Raw genomic sequence first — 20,366 nt, 5'->3', positions numbered from 1 at the left:
TCGATGACAGTCAAGCGCAGAACGCTGCGGCCGGATTTTCCGTACTGGCTGGTTGCCGCGATCCTTATTGCTATCGCCGTGGCTGTGCTGATCGCCACGAGCGGGCTTTATTCGCAGGTATTCGCAACCGTCGCCAAGGGCGTCGGCGTCACGGTTCGCGTCACGCTGATTGGCTATGCGCTGGCCTCGGCGCTTGGATTGGCAGTGGCGTTGATGGGCCTGTCGCGTTCTACCGTCATCAGCCAGATTGCGCGATTCTACATCGAGATCGTGCGCGGCGTGCCTATGCTGGTCCTGCTTTTCTGGATCGCCTTTGTGGGTGCGCCAGCGATGGTTGCGCTCTGGAATGTGCTGACACAACCGTTGCAGGCGTTGGGTCTATTGGGGGAAGCGTCGGTTCGGGACTTCTCGCTGGAATGGCGCGCGATCATCGCTTTGACCATTGGCTATTCCGCATTCATCGCCGAAATCTTTCGCGCGGGCATTCAGTCCGTCGAGGTTGGGCAGGTTGAGGCTGCGAAGGCGCTTGGGCTTGGTCGCTATCGCCGGTTTCGCCATGTCGTCTGGCCGCAAGCCTTCCGCACTATCCTGCCGCCCTATAGCAATGACTTCGTGGCGATGGTGAAGGACAGTTCGCTGGTTTCCGTGCTTGGTGTCGCGGACATCACGCAGATGGGCAAAATCTATGCGTCGGGCTCGTTCAGGTTCTTCGAAACATATTCCATCGTTGCCTATATCTACCTGATCCTGACAATCGGGCTTTCGCTTGCGCTGCGCGCGCTGGAACGCCGAATGCGTTTCAACACGACAACTGCGCCGGAACATTAACCGGCACAAGGGAACCCAATTTTGTTGGCCGCGTTTTGCGCCCAACAGTTTTGAGGGGTTCTCATGGAAGCGCTTGTCGAAGAATTTGGCCATCCGACCTATGTTTCATTTCCGGTCATTGCGGCGCGTCTGTTGCTTGCGGCAATTTTCGGCGCAGCAATCGGCTACGAGCGCGAAGTGAACAATCGCCCCGCCGGTTTGCGCACGCATATTCTCGTGTGCGTGGCGGCTGCTACCTTCGGCATTCTAACCGTCGAGATTGCGCACGCTCCGATGTTTGAGGGCGAACTTTTCAAGTTCGACCCGATCCGCGCCGTGGAAGCGGTAACGGCAGGCATCGCCTTTCTTGCGGCGGGTACGATACTGTTTGCGAAGGGCGAAGTGCATGGCCTTACCACGGGTGCGGGCATGTGGCTGGCCGGAGCGATTGGCCTTTCCGCCGGGCTTGGCTTCTGGCAAATCGCCGGGCTGGGCACGCTGCTGACACTGATCGTGCTCATGGTTCTGCAGAGTATGGAGCGCAAGCCGAAGTTTGAGAAACCGGGTGCGCAGGACTCCAAACCGCACGACTAGCGCGCGCGGCGCGGTGTTCGATTGCCGCCACCGCAAAAGACTGTTATTAGGCGGCGCATGGAACGGCTATTTTCGGATCCGCACTACAAAGGGTTCGTGCTGCAGGACAAGAAACGCCTGCCGGCACGGTTCTTTGCGCGGATTTCTGGCGCGCTGACGAGTCGACTTCCCGCCTGAACGACCCCACTGGTTTCGTTTCAGCCCAAGCCGGGCTTTCCAAAATTCTAATCGACGGATTTACGCAAATGAGCGCTCCACGCACCCTTTATGACAAGATTTTCGATGATCACGTTGTCGACCGTCAGCAGGACGGCACTTGCCTGCTCTACATCGACCGTCACCTCGTGCACGAAGTGACCAGTCCTCAAGCCTTTGAAGGTTTGCGCATGGCTAACCGTTCCGTGCGCCACCCGGAAAAGACGCTTGCCGTCGTTGACCACAACGTGCCAACCTCACCTGATCGCCGCTTCGGCATCAAGAATGAGGAAAGCCGCATTCAGGTTGAAGCGTTGGCGAAGAACGCGGCAGACTTCGGCGTCGAATATTATTCCGAGAACGATAACCGTCAGGGTATCGTACACATTGTCGGCCCGGAACAGGGCTTCACCCTGCCGGGCATGACGATTGTTTGCGGCGACAGCCATACCTCGACGCATGGCGCATTCGGTGCGCTCGCGCATGGCATCGGCACTTCGGAAGTCGAGCACGTGCTGGCGACGCAGACGCTGATCCAGAAGAAGGCCAAGAACATGCTTGTGCGTGTCGATGGTCAGTTGCCGGCAGGCGTGACTGCGAAGGACATCATCCTCGCCATCATCGGCGAAATTGGAACGGCGGGCGGAACCGGCTATGTGATCGAATATGCGGGCGAGGCAATCCGTTCGCTGTCGATGGAAGGCCGCATGACCATCTGCAACATGTCCATCGAAGGCGGCGCGCGCGCAGGCCTCATTGCGCCGGACGAGACTACCTTTGCCTATATCAACGGCCGCCCGAAAGCGCCGAAAGGTGCGGCGTGGGACATGGCCGTCGATTATTGGAAAACGCTGCACACCGATGAGGGTGCGCATTTCGACAAGGTAATCGTGCTGGACGCTGCAAAGCTGCCTCCCATCGTTACGTGGGGTTCATCGCCGGAAGACGTCGCATCCGTTATGGGCGTTGTGCCGGATCCCGAGGAAATCGAGGATGAAAACAAGCGCCGCTCCAAGCATCGCGCGCTTGAATATATGGGTCTGAAGCCGGGCACGAAGATCACCGACATCGCGGTTGACCGCGTTTTCATCGGCTCGTGCACCAATGGTCGTATTGAGGATTTGCGCGCCGTTGCAAAGGTTGTCGAAGGCCGCAAGGTAGCTTCGACAGTCAATGCGATGATCGTTCCGGGTTCCGGTCTGGTGAAGGAGCAGGCGGAAGCCGAAGGCCTGCACAAGATCTTCATCGAAGCTGGTTTTGACTGGCGCGAGCCGGGTTGCTCCATGTGCCTCGCCATGAACGACGACCGGCTGAAGCCGCACGAGCGTTGCGCATCGACGTCAAACCGCAACTTCGAAGGCCGTCAGGGCTTCAAGGGCCGCACGCATCTCGTCTCGCCAGCAATGGCCGCCGCCGCGGCTATCGAAGGTCACTTCGTCGACATTCGCGATTGGAATTGAATCGAAGCCTGGGCGGATGAGGGTGAAATCTGGCTAAATCGTTTCCAGAAAGTGCGCCAGCGCGCCAAACACACCATCATCCGACGGAGCTTGGCGCCCCGTCGTGAAATGATACTCCGCCAGTTCCCATGTCGAGAAATAATAGAGTGAGGTTGGTGGTGTATCGAGCGCATGGAGCCACGCAGCAGGATCGATACCCATTTCCAGCAAATGTCGAGACACGCGCGCGGTGGTAAGCTGCGCGTCGGACATCGCGTCGATACTGCCGCGCAGTCCGGGAACCGGTCGGGTATAGAACTGATGCACCGCGATTGCGGCCCGTGATCCTGCCGTTCGCTCAACGCCACCTGCAAACAGAAGCGGGCAAGACGACGCACAGATCGCGCCATCTGCCACCTCGGTCGCCAAACTATGCGCGCGAACCTGGCGCGCCATCGACATGGCTTCGTTCAGCGAGCCGCCCGGCGAATTCAGCGATACCGCCTTCACACTCTCGCCAAGCGCTTGCAATTTGGCTTCGAACTTAGCTGCCGTGCCGGGTTCGATGCTGCCCTGCGCGATCAGCACACCGTCGCCGGTGAGCGTGAACTTCATGGGCTTGGCCAGCGCTTCAGGTGTTGCCCGAATCGGTTCGGTATGTACCTCTTCGACCTGCGCTGGCTGCTGCTCTGCGTCTGCAAGTGCAAATGCGCCGGAAACGCCAATTGTCGCGCCGCCCAATATCGCAATCAGCAATTCGCCCGCAAAGCCAAGTTTGCGAAAGCCCCTCGATGATCTGCGCGGAAGGTCCAGCGCGAGACTCATGGCGCGCCTACCGGCAATCCGAAAGTACGGGCATTTCGCCTTCGGCCAGACCATACATGTAGGACCGTCCCTTGACGAAAGCGCCCGGCCGATAGCAATCGCGATAACCAAGGTAAAGCTTGCGCGGCAGCACATACTCCGCAGGCTGGCGCCGCTGCTGTCCCCGGTCGAGGTAATTGTTTACGCGGTCCGCATCGCGACCGCGCCCGACCAGAATGCGCTTGTAGCCAGCCGCGCTCTCGATAACCAGATTGCCGTACGAATCCGCGTAGGCAAAATCCTGCGCAATCGCGCCGGTCGCCGTTACAGCCGCCACAGCTGCCGCACATAGAAATGATTTCATCAACTGCATTGAGCCTGTCTCCCCAGCCATGAGATGCAAGCCTCCTCAATGCTTACGTTAACGATTTATTAACTCTCTTTAAAGGCCGCCAAAGGGGTAAGATCAGCGCATTCGTTAATTATGGTTAATTTCCACAGTCGGATATGCTGGCGGTGCGGCAAGCGGTTCAATCGATTAAGACTATTTTCCGCGTTAAATAGTGCTGCCGAAAGTGTTTTTCGTCTTTGACGCAGTGCAAAAAGCGATTAGAACCGGCCCGTCCGGTTCAGAAGGACAAGCGACGTCAGGGGAGCCATGAGCCAGTCCACAGCCACCCAAGCGCCGGGAAAAAAGGCGCGTCCGTTATCGCCGCACCTCTCGGTTTATAAAATGACCATCACCATGGCGATGTCGATCGTACATCGAATCACTGGTGGTGCGCTCTATTTTGGCACGTTGCTCGTGGTTTGGTGGTTGATCGCGGCCGCGACCGATGCCCAATATTTTGATTTCGTAAGCTGGCTGTTTGGCACTCTGATCGGGCGCCTCGTGCTGTTCGGATACACTTGGGCGCTCATTCATCACATGCTCGGTGGTATTCGACATCTGATCTGGGATACCGCAACCGGCATGGAAAAGCATACCGCGTCGAAGATCGCGTGGGCAACGCTGATCGGTTCGGTGACGATCACAGTTCTGATCTGGCTCTTCGCCATTTTTGCAAGGGGAGCGATGTGATGCGCGACATGACAACGCCTCTTAAAAAGGTTCTCGGATATGGTTCGGCCCATGAAGGCACCGATCATTTCTGGAAGCAGCGCGTCAGCGCCATCGCCAATGTGCCGCTCACACTGTTCTTTGTCGGGCTCGTTGTTGCGCTGAACGGCGCAAGCTATGAGGAAACGCGCGCGGCGCTGGCAAACCCCTTTGTCGGCCTGCTACTCGGGTTAACGCTGTTTGCGGTGCTGTATCATATGCGTCTCGGCATGCAGAGCATCATCGAGGATTATCTGCACAATGAGGGCGTGAAGCTGCTCGCGCTCATGCTCAACACGTTTTTCACAATTCTGATCGGCGCTTCGGCGCTCTACGCGCTGATCAAGCTTACACTTGGAGCCTGACCCAATGGCATCGGAAAAGGCTTCTTCCGCCTATACATATGTCGATCATAAATTTGACGTCGTGATTGTCGGGGCTGGCGGTGCGGGTCTGCGCGCTACGCTCGGTATGGCCGAACAGGGCCTCAAAACGGCGTGCATCACCAAGGTTTTCCCGACGCGCTCGCACACGGTCGCGGCGCAGGGCGGGATTGCTGCTTCGTTGCGCAATATGGGACCGGACCATTGGCAGTGGCACCTCTACGATACCGTCAAGGGCTCGGACTGGCTCGGCGACGTAGATGCCATGGAATATCTCACCCGCGAGGCTCCGGCTGCGGTTTATGAGCTTGAGCACTATGGCGTGCCATTCTCGCGCACCGAGGAAGGCAAGATCTATCAGCGGCCGTTTGGCGGGCACATGCAGAATTTTGGCGACGGTCCACCCGTGCAGCGCACCTGCGCAGCGGCTGACCGCACCGGCCACGCCATCCTGCATACGCTCTACGGACAGTCCTTGCGCAACAATGCGCAGTTCTTCATCGAGTATTTTGCGCTCGATCTCATCATGGATGATGACGGCACCTGTATCGGCGTCGTCGCGTGGAATCTCGATGACGGCACGATCCACCGCTTCTCGGCCAAGATGGTTGTGCTGGCGACGGGGGGGTATGGCCGCGCCTATTTCTCCGCAACGTCCGCGCACACCTGCACAGGTGACGGCGGCGGCATGGTGGCGCGCGCGGGCCTGCCCTTGCAGGATATGGAATTCGTTCAGTTTCACCCGACCGGCATCTATGGCGCGGGCTGTCTGATCACCGAAGGTGCGCGCGGCGAAGGCGGCTATCTGGTCAATTCAGAAGGTGAGCGCTTCATGGAACGTTACGCGCCTTCGGCCAAGGATCTTGCGTCGCGCGACGTGGTTTCGCGCTGCATGACCATGGAGATTCGCGAAGGCCGTGGCGTCGGCAAGCTGAAAGACCACATCTATCTGCATCTCGACCATCTGGACCCTGCTGTGCTGCATGAGCGCCTGCCGGGCATTTCCGAATCGGCCAAGATTTTCGCAGGCGTCGACGTTACCCGTGAGCCGATCCCGGTCTTGCCGACCGTCCATTATAATATGGGCGGCATTCCGACCAATTATTGGGGCGAAGTGCTGAACCCGACGCCAAAAGCGCCGGACCGTATTCAGCCGGGCCTGATGGCCGTTGGTGAAGCAGGCTGCGCTTCGGTGCATGGTGCAAACCGGCTCGGATCAAATTCACTGATCGATCTCGTCGTGTTTGGTCGCGCCGCCGCCATCAAGGCCGGTCAGGTGGTGGACCGCAACGCGGCAATCCCGTCACTGAACATGGCTTCGGTCGACAAGATCATGGATCGCTTCGACCAGCTGCGCCACGCGAATGGCTCGACGCCAACCGCTGTGTTGCGCGAGCGTATGCAGCGCGCCATGCAGGAAGACGCTGCAGTGTTCCGCACGCAGGATACGTTGGAGCAAGGGTGCAAGCGCATTTCGAAGATCTGGGGCGAGTTGAAGGACATCAAGGTTTTTGACCGCTCGATGATCTGGAACTCCGATCTGGTCGAAACGCTGGAACTGGAAAACCTGATGGCGAACGCCATTTGTACGGTTTACGGAGCCGAGGCGCGCAAGGAAAGCCGCGGTGCGCATGCGCGTGAGGATTTCGACAAGCGGGACGACAAGAATTGGCGCAAGCATACGCTGTCTTGGGTGGACGCCAACGGCAAGGTCACGCTGGGCTATCGTGCGGTGCATACCGAGCCGCAGCTTGCCTATGAAGATGGTGGCATCGACCCGGCCAGGATCGCGCCCAAGGCGCGCGTGTATTAAGGGGTAGAGACATGGTTGAACTCGCACTCCCCAGAAACTCGAAAATCCAGGAAGGCAAGATCTGGCCGAAGCCGGAAGGCGCGACCAATCTTCGCGAATATCGCATCTATCGCTGGTCGCCCGACGATGACCAGAATCCACACATGGACACCTATTTCGTCGACATGGACGATTGCGGTCCGATGGTTCTGGATGCCTTGCTCTACATCAAGAACAAGATCGACCCGACGCTGACGCTGCGCCGCTCCTGCCGCGAAGGCATTTGCGGTTCGTGCGCGATGAATATTGATGGAGCAAACACGCTGGCCTGCACCAAGGGCGCAGACGAGATCAAAGGCCCGGTTAAAGTTTATCCGTTGCCGCATATGGAGGTCATCAAAGACCTCGTGCCGGACCTAACCAATTTCTATGCGCAGCACGCTTCTATCCAGCCTTGGTTGCAGACGGTTTCGCCAGAGCCGGCGAAAGAGTGGCTGCAAAGCCATGAAGACCGTCAGAAGCTGGACGGACTTTATGAATGCATTCTGTGTGCCTGCTGCTCCACTTCATGCCCGAGCTATTGGTGGAATGGCGACCGGTATCTCGGCCCTGCCGTGCTGTTGCAGGCCTATCGCTGGCTGATCGATAGTCGCGACGAAGCGACTGGCGAACGTCTCGACAATCTGGAAGATCCATTCCGGCTTTATCGCTGCCACACGATCATGAACTGCACGCAAACCTGCCCGAAGGGTCTGAACCCTGCGAAGGCAATTGCCGAAATCAAGAAAATGATGGTCGAGCGGCGCGTTTAGGCGTCGCCATCAGCCAGGTAGCCACTCGTCTGGGCTGGGCCACCGTCTCGTGAAAATCATGCCAGGACGATATTTTTGAGCCATTTCGGCTAGCAACTTATGCGTGCTCACGCTATTAAGTTAGTTATCACTAATATTTTAAAACTTGTGCATGACTCAACTCCCTATCCTTACCCAAATTGAAGCTCGTATTCTCGGCTGTCTCCTGGAAAAGAAGGAGGCTACGCCGGATGTGTATCCGCTGACCTTCCTGTCGCTGAAAGCGGCGGTGAACCAGAAGACCTCGCGCGATCCGGTGATGTCGCTGGAAGATGCCGAGATCAATCACGCTATAAAATTGCTTGAACAGAAGGAACTCGTACGCCGCGCGTTTGCCTCGCGCGCCGACAGGTTTGAGCATCGGTTGGGCCATAAATACAACCTTCTTCAGCCGCAGGCGGTTTTGCTCGCGCTGTTGTTGTTGCGCGGCCCGCAGACGGCCTATGAATTGATGGCTCGCAGTGAGCGCATGGCGATTTTTGGCTCGATCAATTACCTGCGAGAGCAACTTGACCTGCTCATCACCCAATCGCCCTCGTTGGTCGCGATCACTGAGCCGCTCTACGGTCAGCGCGAGGAGCGCTTTGCGCATCTCTTCTGTGGAGAGGTTGCAAGAAAGCCGGCAGTTGCGCCTGCCCCTGCGCCTGTGGTGCGCCTCGTGCCGCCTGCGCCCGTTCTCGCGCCGTCAACTACGGTCATAAACGTATCGGCGCTTGAGAAGCGGGTGCAGCAGCTTGAGCGGGAAGTCGCAGCGCTGCGCGCTCATTTGGAAGCACGCAGCGCATGATGTGATGGGCTCAGGCCAATTTCGCGTTCAGAGAAACCTTGATCGCGCCGAGTGCCTTGGAAACAGGGCATCCGGTTTTTGCCTTTTCGGCCAGTTCCTTGAACTTGGCTTCGTCAATGCCCGGCACCTTGCCGACGAGCGTCAGGGCGCTTTCGGTGATCTCGAAGCCGCCTCCCGCTGCCGGGCCGTAGGTCACAACCGCTTTCGCATTCAGTTCGTCGGCGGGCGTACCGTTTTCAGCAAGGAAATGCGAAAGCTGCATGGCGAAGCAGCCGGCATGAGCCGCACCGATCAACTCTTCCGGGTTGGTTCCGGACTTTCCGCTTTCGTCCTGAAACCGGCCTTTGAACGAATATGGCTGCTTGTTGAAAACGCCGCTTTGGGTATCCAGCGTGCCGGATCCCTCGGTCAAGGTCCCCTTCCAGATGGCAGTCGAGGTGCGGTTCATGACGTTCTCCCGTTTTGATTGCAGATATCGAACTATAGCAACACACTGGTTGCAATCTAGATCACACAACGCATTCGGGAATGCCGGGTTGCAGAATCAGGATTGGCAGACGTCAACCCATTGCGCGCTGGTCAATTCCACCATGCGGCCTGGTGCAATGTGCACTGCCGCGTTGGTTGCTCCGGCTGCGGGAACCACTTCTGCAAAGCGGCGAAGCGATTCGTCGCAGTAGACAGGCAGCTTTGTCGGCAGGCCGAACGGACAAACACCGCCGACCGGGTGGCTGGTTGCGGCCACGACTTCGTCGGCGTCCAGCATTCGTGGTTTGCCGCTGAAGCGATCCTTGAATTTGCGATTGTCCAGGCGCGCTGTGCCTGCCGCCACAACAAGCAGAATTTGGTCGCCGACGCGCAGGCAAATCGTCTTGGCGATTTGCGCCGGCTCAACGCCATGTGCCTCAGCCGCCAGCGCCACCGTGGCCGAACTTTGCTCGGTCACTATGACGTCGATGTCGGGAGCATTGGCTGCGAAGAAGGCGCGAACGGATTGAAGAGACATGTGTGATTTATCGACGGCGATGGCTGCAGATGCAAGCGCCTAGATCGCTTCTCCGCGCAGCAACTTTGGCGCGGGTCCAGCCAAGCCGGAGGCCTGCTTGATGAAGAAATTCTTCAGATGCGGCGCCCTCTCGACCAGTCCGAGGCCAATATCTCGCAACGCCCGCAATGGTCCGAAGTCATTCGAGAACAGCCGGTTCAGCACGTCGGTGGTCACGCCCATCTGCCAGGTGTCGAAGCGCCGCCACATCTGATAGCGCTCCAGCACATCGAACGCGCCAATGTCCTGTCCCAGCCGGTCGGCGTCCACAATCACCTCGGCCAGCGCGGCGACATCCTTCAGCCCAAGATTCAAACCCTGCCCGGCAATGGGGTGAATGCCGTGTGCGGCGTCGCCCGCCAGGGCAAAGCGCGGGGCAATAAATTCGCGTGCGAGGGTCAGGCCAAGCGGCCAAGCGCGCGGCTTTGTCTCCGCGCGGATTTCTCCGAGCTTGAGGCCGAAGCGCATTTCCAGCTCGCTCTCGAAAACGAAATCATCCGCGGCGACAATGCGGTCCGCATCGGCGGTGCGTTCGGTCCAGACGATGGACGATCGATTGCCCTTGAGCGGCAGAATTGCGAATGGGCCAGCGGGCAGAAAATGCTCTTCCGCGCGGCCGTTATGCGGCCGTTCATGCGCGATGGTGCACACGATGCCGGACTGTCCGTAGTCCCAATGCACAGTTTTGATGCCGGCCATGTCGCGCAGTTTCGAGCGCACGCCATCTGCCGCGATCAGCAGCTTGGTCTTGAGCGCGACGCCGTCCGCGAGGTGAACGGTCAGGCCAGACAGTCCCTGATCGAATGAACTGACCGCCACACCTTCAAGAATATCGATCCCGAGGGCGGCGGCTTGCTTGCGCAGCGCGCCGTTCAACGCGGTGTTCGGCACCATGTGCGCAAAGGGCTCGCCGGGTTCAACCTCACCATCGAATGTCAGAAAGACCGGCCGCACAGGATCGCTGGTGCGCGAGTCGGTCACGATCATGTCGGTAATAGCTTGGGCCACGGGCGCGATTTCGTCCCAGCATTCGAGTTGCGCAAGCATCCTTGAAGCCGCGGCAGCGATTGCCGAGCAGCGGCCATCTTTTTGCCAGACACCCGCAGGAGCCGCATCGACAACCGCTATGCTCAGATTCGGACGCGAGGATTTGATAGCGACGGCGGCTGCCAGCCCGACATAGCCTGCGCCCGCAATCAGAATATCGAGATTGCCAGAGCCATCCTTCGTTGCAACGGGCATATGGTTCATCCAGTTATGAGCGCCATTTGAATAATAGCATAGCGCCATAGCCAAATAGTGTCGCATGCGCAAAGTGCGTCAATGCGCGCATAGCACCATAGTTCTGCTGCGCTGCGGGTTGACGCGCGATGCTGCCTGTCGGAAACGCATGCAGCGAAAAGAAACTTGCCTGACCAGAGGTCTGTCGCGATGTCTGCTGTTTTCGATGCGTTGCTCGATCTCCTGAATCTGGAGAAGATTGAGGAGAATGTTTTCAAAGGGCGCAGCGCGCACACCTCCTGGCAGCGTGTTTTCGGCGGTCAGACCATCGCACAGGCGCTTGTAGCCGCGCAGCGCACCGTAGAGCCAACACGGCTCGCGCACTCGCTGCATGGCTATTTCATGCTTGGTGGCGATCCCAACGCGCCCATCGTTTATTCGGTAGATCGTATTCGTGATGGCGGATCGTTCACCACACGCCGCGTCGTGGCGACCCAACACGGCAAGGCGATTTTTTCGCTGGAAGCTTCTTTTCAAAAGCCTGAGAGCGGGCTTGACCATCAGGTAGCAATGCCGGATGTGCCGCAGCCGGAGCAGCTCGCTGGCCAGCGCGAGCTTCTGGAGAGGCTTGGTGATGGCGTGCCGGAGGTAGTTCGCAAATATTGGGCGCGGGAGCGGCCCATTGAGGTCAGGCCGGTCATCGTCGAGCACTATACCAGTCGCGAAAAGCTGAAGCCGGTGCAGCATGTCTGGGTTCGCTTTGCTGCAACTCCCCCCGATGATCCGGCGATGCGCCGTGTGCTGCTGAGCTACATGTCAGACATGACTCTCCTGGACACGTCTACTTTTGCGCATGGTCGGGCGATTTTCGATCAGGACATTCAGGCCGCCAGCCTCGATCATGCCATGTGGTTTCACCGCGAAGATCCGCTTGACGACTGGATCCTCTACACACAGGACAGTCCTTCGACCTCCGGCGGGCGTGGCTTCACGCGTGGTTCGCTCTATTCGCGCAGCGGAACATTGATAGCTTCCGTGGCGCAGGAAGGGCTCATCCGGCTAAAGCGTAAGCCTAATAATTAGGCAATTCTTGTGCATTGCATATAATTTGTTCATCTCAGGTGTGGTGGGTGTGGGTGCATTCCGGCTGCGGTCGATAATCTCATAAATTTTCCCTTTCTTTTCAGCGTTTTTTGCTCGCTCCCGGCGAATTGGCACAGGACTTGAATCCTTTGGTGCAGTCGCCGGGCTGCTCCGGTGATGTTCGGAGCAAATGCGGGGACCGCAAAAGCAGAGGGTAACTCTTCATGAAAATCGTGATGGCAATCATCAAGCCGTTCAAGCTTGACGAGGTGCGTGAAGCGCTCACCAATGTCGGCATTCAGGGCCTGACCGTCACCGAAGTCAAAGGCTACGGGCGTCAGAAAGGTCATACGGAAATCTATCGCGGCGCAGAATACGCCGTCAGCTTCCTTCCCAAAATCAAGATTGAAATCGCTGTTGCCGCCGACCTCGTGGACAAGGCGGTCGACGCAATCGCGATCTCCGCCAAAACCGGCCAGATCGGCGATGGCAAAATCTTTGTCTTCGGCATCGATCAGGCCGTGCGCATCCGCACCGGCGAAACCGACACAGACGCGCTTTGAGCCGTCGTTCAAGTGATTCTCAGGAGAGTTCAATGACAATGAATACGACACTCAGGAAAGGTGCGCGCACGGCGCTCCTCGGCGCGCTCGGCCTGGCAGCGATGGGAACCGTTGCCGCCTTCGCACAAGATGCTGCTCCGGCGGCGGCTGATGCAGCAGCGGCAGCGCCTGCCCCTGTTATGGATAAGGGCGATGCCGCCTGGATGATGGCGTCCACCGTGTTGGTGCTTTTCATGACCTTGCCAGGCCTGGCGCTCTTCTATGGCGGTCTGGTTCGCGCCAAGAACATGCTTTCCGTTCTCATGCAGTGCACCATGATCGCTGCCGTAGTCATGGTTGTTTGGGTTGTGTACGGCTACTCGATGGCTTTTGGCGGCGGCACCGGGCCGTTCTGGGGCGGTCTGGGCAAGGCGTTCCTCGTTGGCGTTACGAAAGACTCGACCGCTTCGACGTTCAGCGCCGGTTACGTGCTGCCTGAATACGTCTTCATCTGTTTCCAAATGACCTTCGCGGTGATCACGCCTGCGCTGATCGTTGGAGCGTTCGCGGAACGCATCAAGTTCTCTGCAGTCGTGCTGTTCACGATACTGTGGGTCACATTCGTCTATTTCCCGATCGCGCACATGGTTTGGGATGCGAATGGCTACATCTTTAAAATGGGCGCGCTGGACTTTGCAGGCGGCACTGTCGTTCACATCAACGCTGGTATCGCAGCTCTCGTCGGCGCTATTTTTGTCGGCAAGCGCGTTGGTTACGGCAAGGACAATATGGCGCCTCACTCAATGACACTCACCATGGTCGGCGCTTCGATCCTGTGGGTAGGCTGGTTCGGCTTCAACGCCGGTTCCAATCTGGAAGCCAATGGTGGCGCCGCTCTGGCCATGATCAACACCTTCACCGCGACGGCGGGTGCGATCATCGCCTGGTCGGTTCTTGAAGCGGTTCTGCGCGGCAAGGCGTCCATGCTCGGTGCTGCGTCGGGTCTTGTCGCAGGTCTGGTTGCTGTTACGCCCGCTTGCGGTACTGTTGGTCCAATCGGGGCCATCGTGCTCGGTGCTCTCGCTTCGGGTGTCTGCTACTTCTTCGTGGCGGTCGTGAAACACAAGATGGGCTATGACGACTCGCTCGACGTTTTCGGCGTGCATGGCATCGGCGGCATCATTGGCGCGCTCGGCACCGGCATCTTCACCGCTCCGTCGCTTGGCGGCACCGGTGCTGAAGATTACTCGATCGGCGCGCAGTTCCTGGTCCAGCTCACGGCTGTTGTCATCACCGTCGTATGGTGCGGCATCGGGTCAGCGATCTTCTATAAGATCGTCGATGCGATTATTGGCCTGCGTCCTACCGAAGAGGCAGAACGTCAGGGTCTCGATCTCACCTCGCATGGCGAAGTGGCATATCACTCCTAGGACTTTTACCGGCGCGACGGATACGCCGCGCCACCATTTCCTGCACACTGACCCGGCCTCGTGCCGGGTCTTTCTTGTTTTCGCGGAATGTTGTCGAAACGCTCTATGGTTAATCCAGCCTTTACCAAGACCCTAATAGTGTGAGCGCGAATCTGCCTGCCCGCTATCTGTGGGCGGGGCACAGAGACGGGGTTTTGCAGGGTATGCGTTCAGGTTCCTCTTCATCCATGGCTCTCGAAGACCAGGGCTTTGGTTTCCGCTCATTTCTGAAGCGACAGGCTGGCCGCGTTGCCGGGTTGGCGCTTTTGATGGTCATTGCGTTCTGCCTCGCGGCTATGGCGACGTGGAATGTTGCTGATCCGAGCTTCAGCCACGCAACCGGAAACGAAGTAACCAATGCGATGGGTTATCCCGGCGCAGTGTTTTCCGATCTCGCAATCCAGTTTTATGGCCTGTCTTCCGTCGCAGCATTGGTTCCGGCGGTCATCTGGGCTCTCTTCCTCGCCACCGCCACGCGCATTGACCGCGTCGGCAAGCGTGCGCTGGCGTGGTTTGGCGCATCCGTTTTGTTCGCGGGCATCGCGGGATGCTTCACGCCGCCGCCCACCTGGCCGTTGCCTACAGGTCTTGGCGGGGTATTCGGCGATATGGTGCTTAAGCTGCCTTCGCTCTTTATCGGTGCCTATCCAAGCGGATGGAAGGGCGCAATCGTGGCCCTTGTTCTGCTAATGCCTGCGCTTGTTGCGTTCAGCTACGCGTCGGCGATCATCGCTCGCGGTCCAGAGCCGAAGCAGGAGAAGAAGGCCGAATTGCCGATGCGCCATGCCGGCCAGCCCGCAATGGAGGATGGCGACGAGGATGAAGACGACGGATTCAGCTTCGCTTTCCTCGGCGCGGTAACGCATTGGTGGCTGTCTGCGCAGCACTTCTTCCGTCGTCGCTTCGCGTCCCATGCGCAGCCGGGCGATTTTGAGCGTCGTGGCGGCTGGCGTCGCGCGGCGGAACAGGTCGAACTTGCCGAGATGGAAGAAATGCGCGTCAGCCCGCATGGCCGCGCGCGTGTTGAACCTGAATTCTTCGCCCAGATGGTGAGCGAGCGTCGTGTCGAGCCGCAGGTTTTTGCGGATGATGACGATATGGACGACGCACCGCCGTTCGATATGGATGATGATTATGAGGTGCCGCTGCCGTCGCCGGATGCACGCGTGCAGAATTATCGGTCCGTGCCGGGGCAGACGTCGGGTCGTCCTAGTGATTCAGCGCGGGTTTCAACGCCCGCGCCGCGACCACAGCAAGGCAATCGCGTTGTTCGCGAAGCGCAGACATCGATGCTCGGCAGCGGTACGTTTGAAATGCCGTCTCTGCATTTCCTTGCCGAGCCGAAGAATGTCGTCAAACATCCATCGCTATCAAAGGACGCGCTGGAGCAGAACGCGCGCCTGCTGGAAGGCGTGTTGGAAGATTTCGGCGTTAAGGGCGAAATCATCCAGGTTCGCCCCGGCCCTGTCGTGACGCTGTATGAGCTTGAGCCTGCGCCCGGCATTAAGTCGTCGCGCGTCATTGGCCTCGCGGATGACATAGCACGCTCCATGAGCGCCATTGCCTGCCGTGTTGCCGTTGTGCCGGGGCGTAATGCCATCGGCATCGAGCTTCCGAACGCCAGCCGTGAAACGGTGTATCTGCGCGAACTTCTCGCGAGCCGTGATTTCGAGCAGACCAAGGCGAAGCTTGCTCTTGCGCTTGGCAAGACGATCAATGGTGAGGCCGTCACCGTCGACATCGCCAAGATGCCTCACGTTCTGGTCGCGGGTACGACCGGCTCCGGTAAGTCCGTGGCCATCAACACCATGATCCTGTCCATGCTGTATCGCATGACGCCGGAAGAATGCCGCCTGATCATGATCGACCCCAAGATGCTGGAGCTTTCCGTCTATGACGGCATTCCGCATTTGCTGACGCCGGTCGTGACCGATCCGAAAAAGGCAGTTGTCGCGCTCAAATGGACCGTGCGCGAGATGGAAGATCGCTACCGCAAAATGTCCAAGGTGGGCGTGCGCAACATCGATGGTTTCAATGCGCGCGTCGCGCAGGCGGAAAAGAGCGGGGAGCAGATCAGCCGCACGGTGCAGACCGGCTTCGACCGCCAGACCGGCGAGGCTATCTACGAAACGGAAGTGCTGGACCTCAAGCCAATGCCCTACATCGTCGTGATAATCGACGAAATGGCCGACCTCATGATGGTAGCCGGCAAGGACATTGAAGGCGCGGTGCAGCGGCTTGCCCAGATGGCGCGTGCGGCCGGCATCCACGTTATCATGGCTACGCAGCGACCATCGGTCGACGTCATCACCGGCACGATCAAGGCCAACTTCCCGACGCGTATTTCCTTCCAGGTCACGTCGAAGATCGACAGCCGCACCATTCTGGGTGAGCAGGGCGCTGAACAACTGCTTGGCATGGGCGACATGCTCTATATGGCAGGCGGTGGCCGTATCCAGCGCGTGCACGGGCCATTCGTTTCGGATGATGAGGTCGAAAAGGTCGTCAAGCATCTCAAGACGCAGGGCGTGCCGGAATATCTCGACGCCATCACCGAAGACGATGAAGACGATGAGGACGACCAGCCACGGGGCGGCGGCGGTGGAGGTGGCGGCAACTTCGACGATTCCGAAGATCCGTATGATCAGGCCGTCTCGGTTGTGCTGCGCGATGGCAAGGCATCGACCAGCTATATTCAGCGCCGTCTCGGCGTCGGCTATAACAAGGCCGCTTCGATCATTGAGAGGATGGAGCAGGAAGGTATCGTCGGTCCTGCAAATCACGCTGGAAAGCGCGAGATCCTCGTGCCTACCGAACAGGACAAGATGTAAAGCTGCCGCTGCTCAGGCAGCGGTCTGTTGGGCCAGCGCAGCGATCCGCGCGGACAAATCTCGCGGATCGCCATTTACCATCACCGTTTTAAGGCGCGACGTTGAACCGCTGACAATCGAGACTGTGCGCTTCGGCACGCCAAGCCATTCGGCGACCAGTTCTTCGAGCGCGGTGTTCGCCTTGCCCTTTTCGGGAACGGCGCGAACGCGGGCCGAAAGGTGCTGAGCGCCATCGGCGCTCGCGATAAGCCCCTCAACCTTATTGCTGGATGAGCGCGGCGTAAGTCGAACCGTCAGCTCGACTCCGTCTTTATGCAATCGGAGCCAGTCGCTCACAGTCCGGAATAGGAAAGTGCGATCTGCACCAGCACCTGCTCGAGGAAGAACAGGATCACCAGCACGACCAGCGGCGAAATATCGACGGTGCCGAGGCTTGGCAGCATGTTGCGGATTGGGCGGAAAACCGGTTCCGTCATCTGGAACAGCGCATTGCCAATCATGCCGACGAACTGATTGCGCGAGTTCACGACATTGAACGCGTAGAGCCATGAAAATATGACCGACAGAATGATAATCCACCAATAGATATTCAGGACAAAAAGCAGGGTGTTAATAACCGGGATCATGTTTCGCTCCAGACATGCTGCGACATGTAGCTATTGGAGCCAATCGCGGCAAGTCCCGATGCTTCGACGGTGTCTTGACAGCTATGTTGCCTAGCACATAAATGCGCGCATCCTTCGGTGGGGGCTGTAGCTCAGCTGGGAGAGCGCGTCGTTCGCAATGACGAGGTCAGGGGTTCGATCCCCCTCAGCTCCACCAAACCACCATTTTTCATCGTCCCACGTAGTTCCAAGAATGTAGAAGATTCAAGTGCATCTGCGCTGTTTGCGGTTCCCATAGTGTTCGATAGTGCGCTATTATCCCACAAACTTTGTTGGGTAAATTGTTGGGCACGGGCTAATGGCTCTTACGCTGAACCGGTTGACAGACACAGCCGTCAAGGCTGCGACGAAACAGACGCGTCTTTCAGATGGCGGTGGCCTTTATTTGGACGTAGCCCCAGGTGGTTCAAAGTCCTGGGTCTTTATGTGGACGCAGAATCGCAAGCGTCAGGAAATGGGGCTGGGTGGGTATCCTTCAATCACGTTGGCCAAGGCACGCCAGAAAGCGGGTGATTGTAGAACTGCGGTCGCAGAGGGTCGCAATCCACGAATCGAACGCGATCGGGAAGCTGAGCCAACTTTTGCTGACTGTGCCGAAAAGTACATTGCGTCGGTCGAATCCGAATGGCGCAATTCCAAGCATCGTTACCAATGGGAGCAGACGCTAGGCGAAACATACTGCTCTCACATCCGTTCGATGCGCGTGTCCGAGATTGAAGTGGAGGATGTGCTGAAGGTACTTTCTCCAATATGGGTGACCAAGAATGAAACTGCGTCGCGTGTTCGGGGGCGTATCGAACGGGTGCTCGAATACGCAAAAGTCAAAGGCTGGAGATCGGGTGAGAATCCTGCTGCCTGGCGTGGCAACCTTCGGAACCTGCTTCCCAAGCGACAGAAGCTCCAGCGCGGACATCAACCGGCGTTGCCTTATGACGAGGTCCCGGCCTTTGTTGTTCGCCTGCGAGAACTAGAAGCAATGGCTGCCAGGGCGCTGGAGTTCACCATACTCACTGCAATGCGATCCGGCGAGGTGATAGGTGCAAAATGGTCTGAATTCGATCTGGAAAAGGCTGTCTGGACCATTCCCGCTGCGAGAATGAAAGCGGGTCAGCAGCATAAGGTTCCTCTATCAGACCGGGCATTGGAAATCATGGCCATGCTCAAGGAAAACGAGCGTGGCGAGTACGCGTTTGCCGGTGAACCAAGACCGGGCAATCGACAGGATATGCTGCACGGTCGCCCACTTTCCAGCATGGCTATGCTGATGCTGCTGCGCCGAATGAAGGCAGAGAACATTACGGTTCACGGCTTCAGAAGCTCATTCAGGGATTGGTGTGGTGACCAAACCAATTTCCCACGTGACGTGGCGGAGGCTGCGTTGGCGCACAAGGTTGGTGATGAAACCGAGCGCGCATATCGCAGGCTCGATGCACTGGAGAAACGCAGAGCACTAATGCAGGTATGGGCTGACTACGTTGGGGCAGTTCCGAGTGATAATGTGGTTCGGTTGGCGGATCGGACAGCATAACGCGAATCTGCAGGGATAGGAGGCATCCGACAAGCCGGCAGCATCACCCGTTTCCCTGTGGACCATATGATGCAATCGTAGGATGCGGCGATGGCAAAGGAAAAGAAAACCGGCCTAAAGAGTCAGCTACCCTTCATCAGCTACACAAAGGACGCTTCCTTTGAAATAGACGATAACGGGTTCGAAAAGCTTCAGGAGGCATATGATACGGTCATAAGCGAAACGGCGCGAAAGGAACTTGTCAGGCTGGCGGATACATACCTCGACAACTTGATTGTAGAGCGAAACAGACAGACTTGGGCTGATGCGGCCACGGAATTGGCCAAATACGAAGCAGCGGTTGCCGCTCTTTGGCAGATAACTTGTGGCGAAGATCCGAGAACCGACGCGCTGGTCCATATAGAACATGAGGTCATCCAAGCGTTTGATCCGATACCTATTTATCCTGGACGCGGCGATATCGTCGTTAGCGATAAAAAGGGATGGGAACCCTTCGCTGAGCGCTTCGAAGTACCCGACGTTGGATTTGGCGTTCGCATCAAGACTAAAACCCTGCTTAGTTTCACGATGGGGTTGCGTATCGCCTGTGATAAGGTGAAGCGCCAGATCGAAGAACAATCATCGAGGGAGATAGTACCGACAGAAGCAGCCCTTGATCGACTTGTCTTGGATCTAACGGAATGGGCGCAAACCTTTAAATTTCCGATTGCGCCTTACGCGGATGGTGAACAGCCGAATAAGTTTGCGAAGTTGATGTCTACGCTAGTTTCTTTGACGCCCGAAAAGTACCGTTCGGACAAAAGCGAGGGCGGCATGGCGGCCAAGATTCGGCAGATCAGAAAAGCCGCCAAAGACCGCCAAAGGGAGAAAAAACTAGCCGGTCTCACAGGCGGATAACTCCCTTTGAGAGCAAACCGGTCGGCTGTTCTTTTTATTTTCACTCTCATGACAGCGCGTCTTCCATGTATATTTTGGGGGACATCCTGACGCACTGACGCACGGGTTGCTAGGCTGACAGCAGGTCAGCCGGTTCCATAACAAGGAACCAGTTATGACACCAATTTCCGTTACGATCCCTCAAGCAATGTCTATGACAGGGCTTGGCCGCTCTTCCATTTATCGCCTGTTTCAAGAAAAAAAGCTGACGCCTCGCAAAGCAGGCAAGCGCACGCTCATCCTCACGTCCGAGATATCGGATTACATCAACTCACTGCCGACTGCGGCGTAGGCG

At 57.8% G+C, this 20,366-nt stretch carries 22 protein-coding genes and 1 tRNA gene; 16 read left to right on the top strand and 7 right to left on the bottom strand.

Going from position 1 to position 20,366, the window contains the following annotated elements:
• Positions 1-3 precede the first annotated feature (3 nt).
• From DY251_RS05185 to leuC, 3 genes are all read left to right on the top strand, one after another.
• Positions 4-828, top strand: coding sequence for an amino acid ABC transporter permease (locus DY251_RS05185; RefSeq protein WP_116622813.1), 825 nt, complete (start codon positions 4-6; stop codon positions 826-828).
• Between the two features lie 63 nt (positions 829-891).
• Positions 892-1,401 carry an MgtC/SapB family protein gene (locus DY251_RS05180; RefSeq protein WP_116622812.1) on the top strand — a complete coding sequence of 170 codons (510 nt, stop codon included), beginning with the start codon at positions 892-894 and terminating at the stop codon, positions 1,399-1,401.
• Positions 1,402-1,646: 245 nt separating this feature from the next.
• On the top strand, positions 1,647-3,056 hold the full coding sequence (leuC, locus tag DY251_RS05170) for a 3-isopropylmalate dehydratase large subunit (RefSeq protein WP_116622810.1): 1,410 nt from the start codon (positions 1,647-1,649) through the stop codon (positions 3,054-3,056).
• Between the two features lie 33 nt (positions 3,057-3,089).
• On the opposite strand, the gene DY251_RS05165 is transcribed toward leuC, so the two are convergent.
• Both DY251_RS05165 and DY251_RS05160 read right to left on the bottom strand, forming a co-directional pair.
• Positions 3,090-3,860 carry a COG3904 family protein gene (locus DY251_RS05165; protein ID WP_116622809.1) on the bottom strand — a complete coding sequence of 257 codons (771 nt, stop codon included), beginning with the start codon at positions 3,858-3,860 and terminating at the stop codon, positions 3,090-3,092.
• A gap of 7 nt (positions 3,861-3,867) precedes the next feature.
• Positions 3,868-4,203: a hypothetical protein gene (locus DY251_RS05160; protein ID WP_425373282.1), complete on the bottom strand. Its 336-nt coding sequence runs from the start codon at positions 4,201-4,203 to the stop codon at positions 3,868-3,870.
• A gap of 294 nt (positions 4,204-4,497) precedes the next feature.
• On the opposite strand from DY251_RS05160, the gene sdhC reads away from it, so the two are divergent.
• From sdhC to DY251_RS05135, 5 genes are all read left to right on the top strand, one after another.
• Positions 4,498-4,920: a succinate dehydrogenase, cytochrome b556 subunit gene (gene sdhC / locus DY251_RS05155; protein ID WP_116622807.1), complete on the top strand. Its 423-nt coding sequence runs from the start codon at positions 4,498-4,500 to the stop codon at positions 4,918-4,920.
• Positions 4,920-5,303 carry a succinate dehydrogenase, hydrophobic membrane anchor protein gene (gene sdhD / locus DY251_RS05150; protein ID WP_116622806.1) on the top strand — a complete coding sequence of 128 codons (384 nt, stop codon included), beginning with the start codon at positions 4,920-4,922 and terminating at the stop codon, positions 5,301-5,303. The genes sdhC and sdhD overlap by 1 nt, the downstream gene beginning before the upstream one ends.
• A gap of 4 nt (positions 5,304-5,307) precedes the next feature.
• Positions 5,308-7,134, top strand: coding sequence for a succinate dehydrogenase flavoprotein subunit (gene sdhA, locus DY251_RS05145; protein WP_116622805.1), 1,827 nt, complete (start codon positions 5,308-5,310; stop codon positions 7,132-7,134).
• A gap of 11 nt (positions 7,135-7,145) precedes the next feature.
• Positions 7,146-7,925: a succinate dehydrogenase iron-sulfur subunit gene (locus DY251_RS05140; protein ID WP_116622804.1), complete on the top strand. Its 780-nt coding sequence runs from the start codon at positions 7,146-7,148 to the stop codon at positions 7,923-7,925.
• Between the two features lie 151 nt (positions 7,926-8,076).
• On the top strand, positions 8,077-8,751 hold the full coding sequence (locus DY251_RS05135; RefSeq protein WP_116622803.1) for a DUF480 domain-containing protein: 675 nt from the start codon (positions 8,077-8,079) through the stop codon (positions 8,749-8,751).
• Between the two features lie 10 nt (positions 8,752-8,761).
• Here DY251_RS05135 and DY251_RS05130 read toward each other — a convergent pair whose 3' ends face one another.
• The 3 genes from DY251_RS05130 to DY251_RS05120 all read right to left on the bottom strand — a co-directional run bounded on the left by DY251_RS05130 (position 8,762) and on the right by DY251_RS05120 (position 11,038).
• Complete coding sequence (locus tag DY251_RS05130; RefSeq protein ID WP_116622802.1) at positions 8,762-9,199, bottom strand: OsmC family protein; 438 nt, start codon at positions 9,197-9,199, stop codon at positions 8,762-8,764.
• A 96-nt stretch (positions 9,200-9,295) separates the two neighbouring features.
• Complete coding sequence (locus DY251_RS05125; protein ID WP_116622801.1) at positions 9,296-9,757, bottom strand: YbaK/EbsC family protein; 462 nt, start codon at positions 9,755-9,757, stop codon at positions 9,296-9,298.
• A gap of 39 nt (positions 9,758-9,796) precedes the next feature.
• Positions 9,797-11,038, bottom strand: a complete 1,242-nt coding sequence (locus tag DY251_RS05120) for a ubiquinone biosynthesis hydroxylase (RefSeq protein WP_170971282.1) — start codon at positions 11,036-11,038, stop codon at positions 9,797-9,799.
• Between the two features lie 189 nt (positions 11,039-11,227).
• On the opposite strand from DY251_RS05120, the gene tesB reads away from it, so the two are divergent.
• From tesB to DY251_RS05100, 4 genes are all read left to right on the top strand, one after another.
• Positions 11,228-12,100: an acyl-CoA thioesterase II gene (gene tesB / locus DY251_RS05115; RefSeq protein WP_116622800.1), complete on the top strand. Its 873-nt coding sequence runs from the start codon at positions 11,228-11,230 to the stop codon at positions 12,098-12,100.
• A 224-nt stretch (positions 12,101-12,324) separates the two neighbouring features.
• A complete protein-coding gene (locus DY251_RS05110; protein WP_116622799.1) occupies positions 12,325-12,663 on the top strand; it encodes a P-II family nitrogen regulator in 339 nt (112 codons plus the stop codon).
• Positions 12,664-12,701: 38 nt separating this feature from the next.
• Positions 12,702-14,072, top strand: coding sequence for an ammonium transporter (locus DY251_RS05105; protein WP_116623113.1), 1,371 nt, complete (start codon positions 12,702-12,704; stop codon positions 14,070-14,072).
• A gap of 203 nt (positions 14,073-14,275) precedes the next feature.
• Positions 14,276-16,942 (top strand): DNA translocase FtsK, encoded by a 2,667-nt coding sequence (locus DY251_RS05100; protein WP_116622798.1) that lies wholly within the window; start codon positions 14,276-14,278, stop codon positions 16,940-16,942.
• A gap of 12 nt (positions 16,943-16,954) precedes the next feature.
• Here the strand turns inward: DY251_RS05100 and DY251_RS05095 are convergent, their stop codons facing one another.
• Together DY251_RS05095 and DY251_RS05090 are read right to left on the bottom strand one after the other, a co-directional pair.
• Positions 16,955-17,278 carry a DUF167 family protein gene (locus DY251_RS05095; RefSeq protein WP_116622797.1) on the bottom strand — a complete coding sequence of 108 codons (324 nt, stop codon included), beginning with the start codon at positions 17,276-17,278 and terminating at the stop codon, positions 16,955-16,957.
• The gene (locus DY251_RS05090) at positions 17,275-17,568 is read right to left on the bottom strand and encodes a YggT family protein (protein WP_116622796.1); all 294 of its coding nucleotides are present in this window, start codon (positions 17,566-17,568) and stop codon (positions 17,275-17,277) included. The genes DY251_RS05095 and DY251_RS05090 overlap by 4 nt, the downstream gene beginning before the upstream one ends.
• A 120-nt stretch (positions 17,569-17,688) precedes the next feature.
• On the opposite strand from DY251_RS05090, the gene DY251_RS05085 reads away from it, so the two are divergent.
• From DY251_RS05085 to DY251_RS05070, 4 genes are all read left to right on the top strand, one after another.
• Positions 17,689-17,764: transfer RNA gene (locus DY251_RS05085), tRNA-Ala, on the top strand.
• A 141-nt stretch (positions 17,765-17,905) separates the two neighbouring features.
• Positions 17,906-19,135, top strand: a complete 1,230-nt coding sequence (locus tag DY251_RS05080) for a tyrosine-type recombinase/integrase (protein WP_116622795.1) — start codon at positions 17,906-17,908, stop codon at positions 19,133-19,135.
• 90 nt (positions 19,136-19,225) lie between these two features.
• Positions 19,226-20,032 (top strand): hypothetical protein, encoded by an 807-nt coding sequence (locus tag DY251_RS05075; RefSeq protein ID WP_116622794.1) that lies wholly within the window; start codon positions 19,226-19,228, stop codon positions 20,030-20,032.
• Positions 20,033-20,186: 154 nt separating this feature from the next.
• The gene (locus DY251_RS05070) at positions 20,187-20,363 is read left to right on the top strand and encodes a helix-turn-helix transcriptional regulator (RefSeq protein WP_116622793.1); all 177 of its coding nucleotides are present in this window, start codon (positions 20,187-20,189) and stop codon (positions 20,361-20,363) included.
• Positions 20,364-20,366 lie beyond the last annotated feature (3 nt).

This window comes from Mesorhizobium denitrificans, from assembly GCF_003403035.1.
In the GTDB taxonomy this organism is placed as follows: Bacteria; Pseudomonadota; Alphaproteobacteria; order Rhizobiales; family Rhizobiaceae; genus Mesorhizobium_G; species Mesorhizobium_G denitrificans.
The sequence above is the reverse complement of the archived record's forward strand: the minus strand, read 5'-3'. Positions and strand labels throughout refer to the sequence as shown.

What these genes read in the sequence shown, in the direction of transcription:
- DY251_RS05185 (WP_116622813.1), top strand. Translation starts at nt 4, where the DNA reads ATGACAGTCAAGCGCAGAACGCTGCGGCCGGATTTTCCGTACTGGCTG.
- DY251_RS05180 (WP_116622812.1), top strand. Translation starts at nt 892, where the DNA reads ATGGAAGCGCTTGTCGAAGAATTTGGCCATCCGACCTATGTTTCATTT.
- leuC (WP_116622810.1), top strand. Translation starts at nt 1,647, where the DNA reads ATGAGCGCTCCACGCACCCTTTATGACAAGATTTTCGATGATCACGTT.
- DY251_RS05165 (WP_116622809.1), bottom strand. Translation starts at nt 3,860, where the DNA reads ATGAGTCTCGCGCTGGACCTTCCGCGCAGATCATCGAGGGGCTTTCGC.
- DY251_RS05160 (WP_425373282.1), bottom strand. Translation starts at nt 4,203, where the DNA reads ATGAAATCATTTCTATGTGCGGCAGCTGTGGCGGCTGTAACGGCGACC.
- sdhC (WP_116622807.1), top strand. Translation starts at nt 4,498, where the DNA reads ATGAGCCAGTCCACAGCCACCCAAGCGCCGGGAAAAAAGGCGCGTCCG.
- sdhD (WP_116622806.1), top strand. Translation starts at nt 4,920, where the DNA reads ATGCGCGACATGACAACGCCTCTTAAAAAGGTTCTCGGATATGGTTCG.
- sdhA (WP_116622805.1), top strand. Translation starts at nt 5,308, where the DNA reads ATGGCATCGGAAAAGGCTTCTTCCGCCTATACATATGTCGATCATAAA.
- DY251_RS05140 (WP_116622804.1), top strand. Translation starts at nt 7,146, where the DNA reads ATGGTTGAACTCGCACTCCCCAGAAACTCGAAAATCCAGGAAGGCAAG.
- DY251_RS05135 (WP_116622803.1), top strand. Translation starts at nt 8,077, where the DNA reads ATGACTCAACTCCCTATCCTTACCCAAATTGAAGCTCGTATTCTCGGC.
- DY251_RS05130 (WP_116622802.1), bottom strand. Translation starts at nt 9,199, where the DNA reads ATGAACCGCACCTCGACTGCCATCTGGAAGGGGACCTTGACCGAGGGA.
- DY251_RS05125 (WP_116622801.1), bottom strand. Translation starts at nt 9,757, where the DNA reads ATGTCTCTTCAATCCGTTCGCGCCTTCTTCGCAGCCAATGCTCCCGAC.
- DY251_RS05120 (WP_170971282.1), bottom strand. Translation starts at nt 11,038, where the DNA reads ATGCCCGTTGCAACGAAGGATGGCTCTGGCAATCTCGATATTCTGATT.
- tesB (WP_116622800.1), top strand. Translation starts at nt 11,228, where the DNA reads ATGTCTGCTGTTTTCGATGCGTTGCTCGATCTCCTGAATCTGGAGAAG.
- DY251_RS05110 (WP_116622799.1), top strand. Translation starts at nt 12,325, where the DNA reads ATGAAAATCGTGATGGCAATCATCAAGCCGTTCAAGCTTGACGAGGTG.
- DY251_RS05105 (WP_116623113.1), top strand. Translation starts at nt 12,702, where the DNA reads ATGAATACGACACTCAGGAAAGGTGCGCGCACGGCGCTCCTCGGCGCG.
- DY251_RS05100 (WP_116622798.1), top strand. Translation starts at nt 14,276, where the DNA reads ATGCGTTCAGGTTCCTCTTCATCCATGGCTCTCGAAGACCAGGGCTTT.
- DY251_RS05090 (WP_116622796.1), bottom strand. Translation starts at nt 17,568, where the DNA reads ATGATCCCGGTTATTAACACCCTGCTTTTTGTCCTGAATATCTATTGG.
- DY251_RS05080 (WP_116622795.1), top strand. Translation starts at nt 17,906, where the DNA reads ATGGCTCTTACGCTGAACCGGTTGACAGACACAGCCGTCAAGGCTGCG.
- DY251_RS05075 (WP_116622794.1), top strand. Translation starts at nt 19,226, where the DNA reads ATGGCAAAGGAAAAGAAAACCGGCCTAAAGAGTCAGCTACCCTTCATC.
- DY251_RS05070 (WP_116622793.1), top strand. Translation starts at nt 20,187, where the DNA reads ATGACACCAATTTCCGTTACGATCCCTCAAGCAATGTCTATGACAGGG.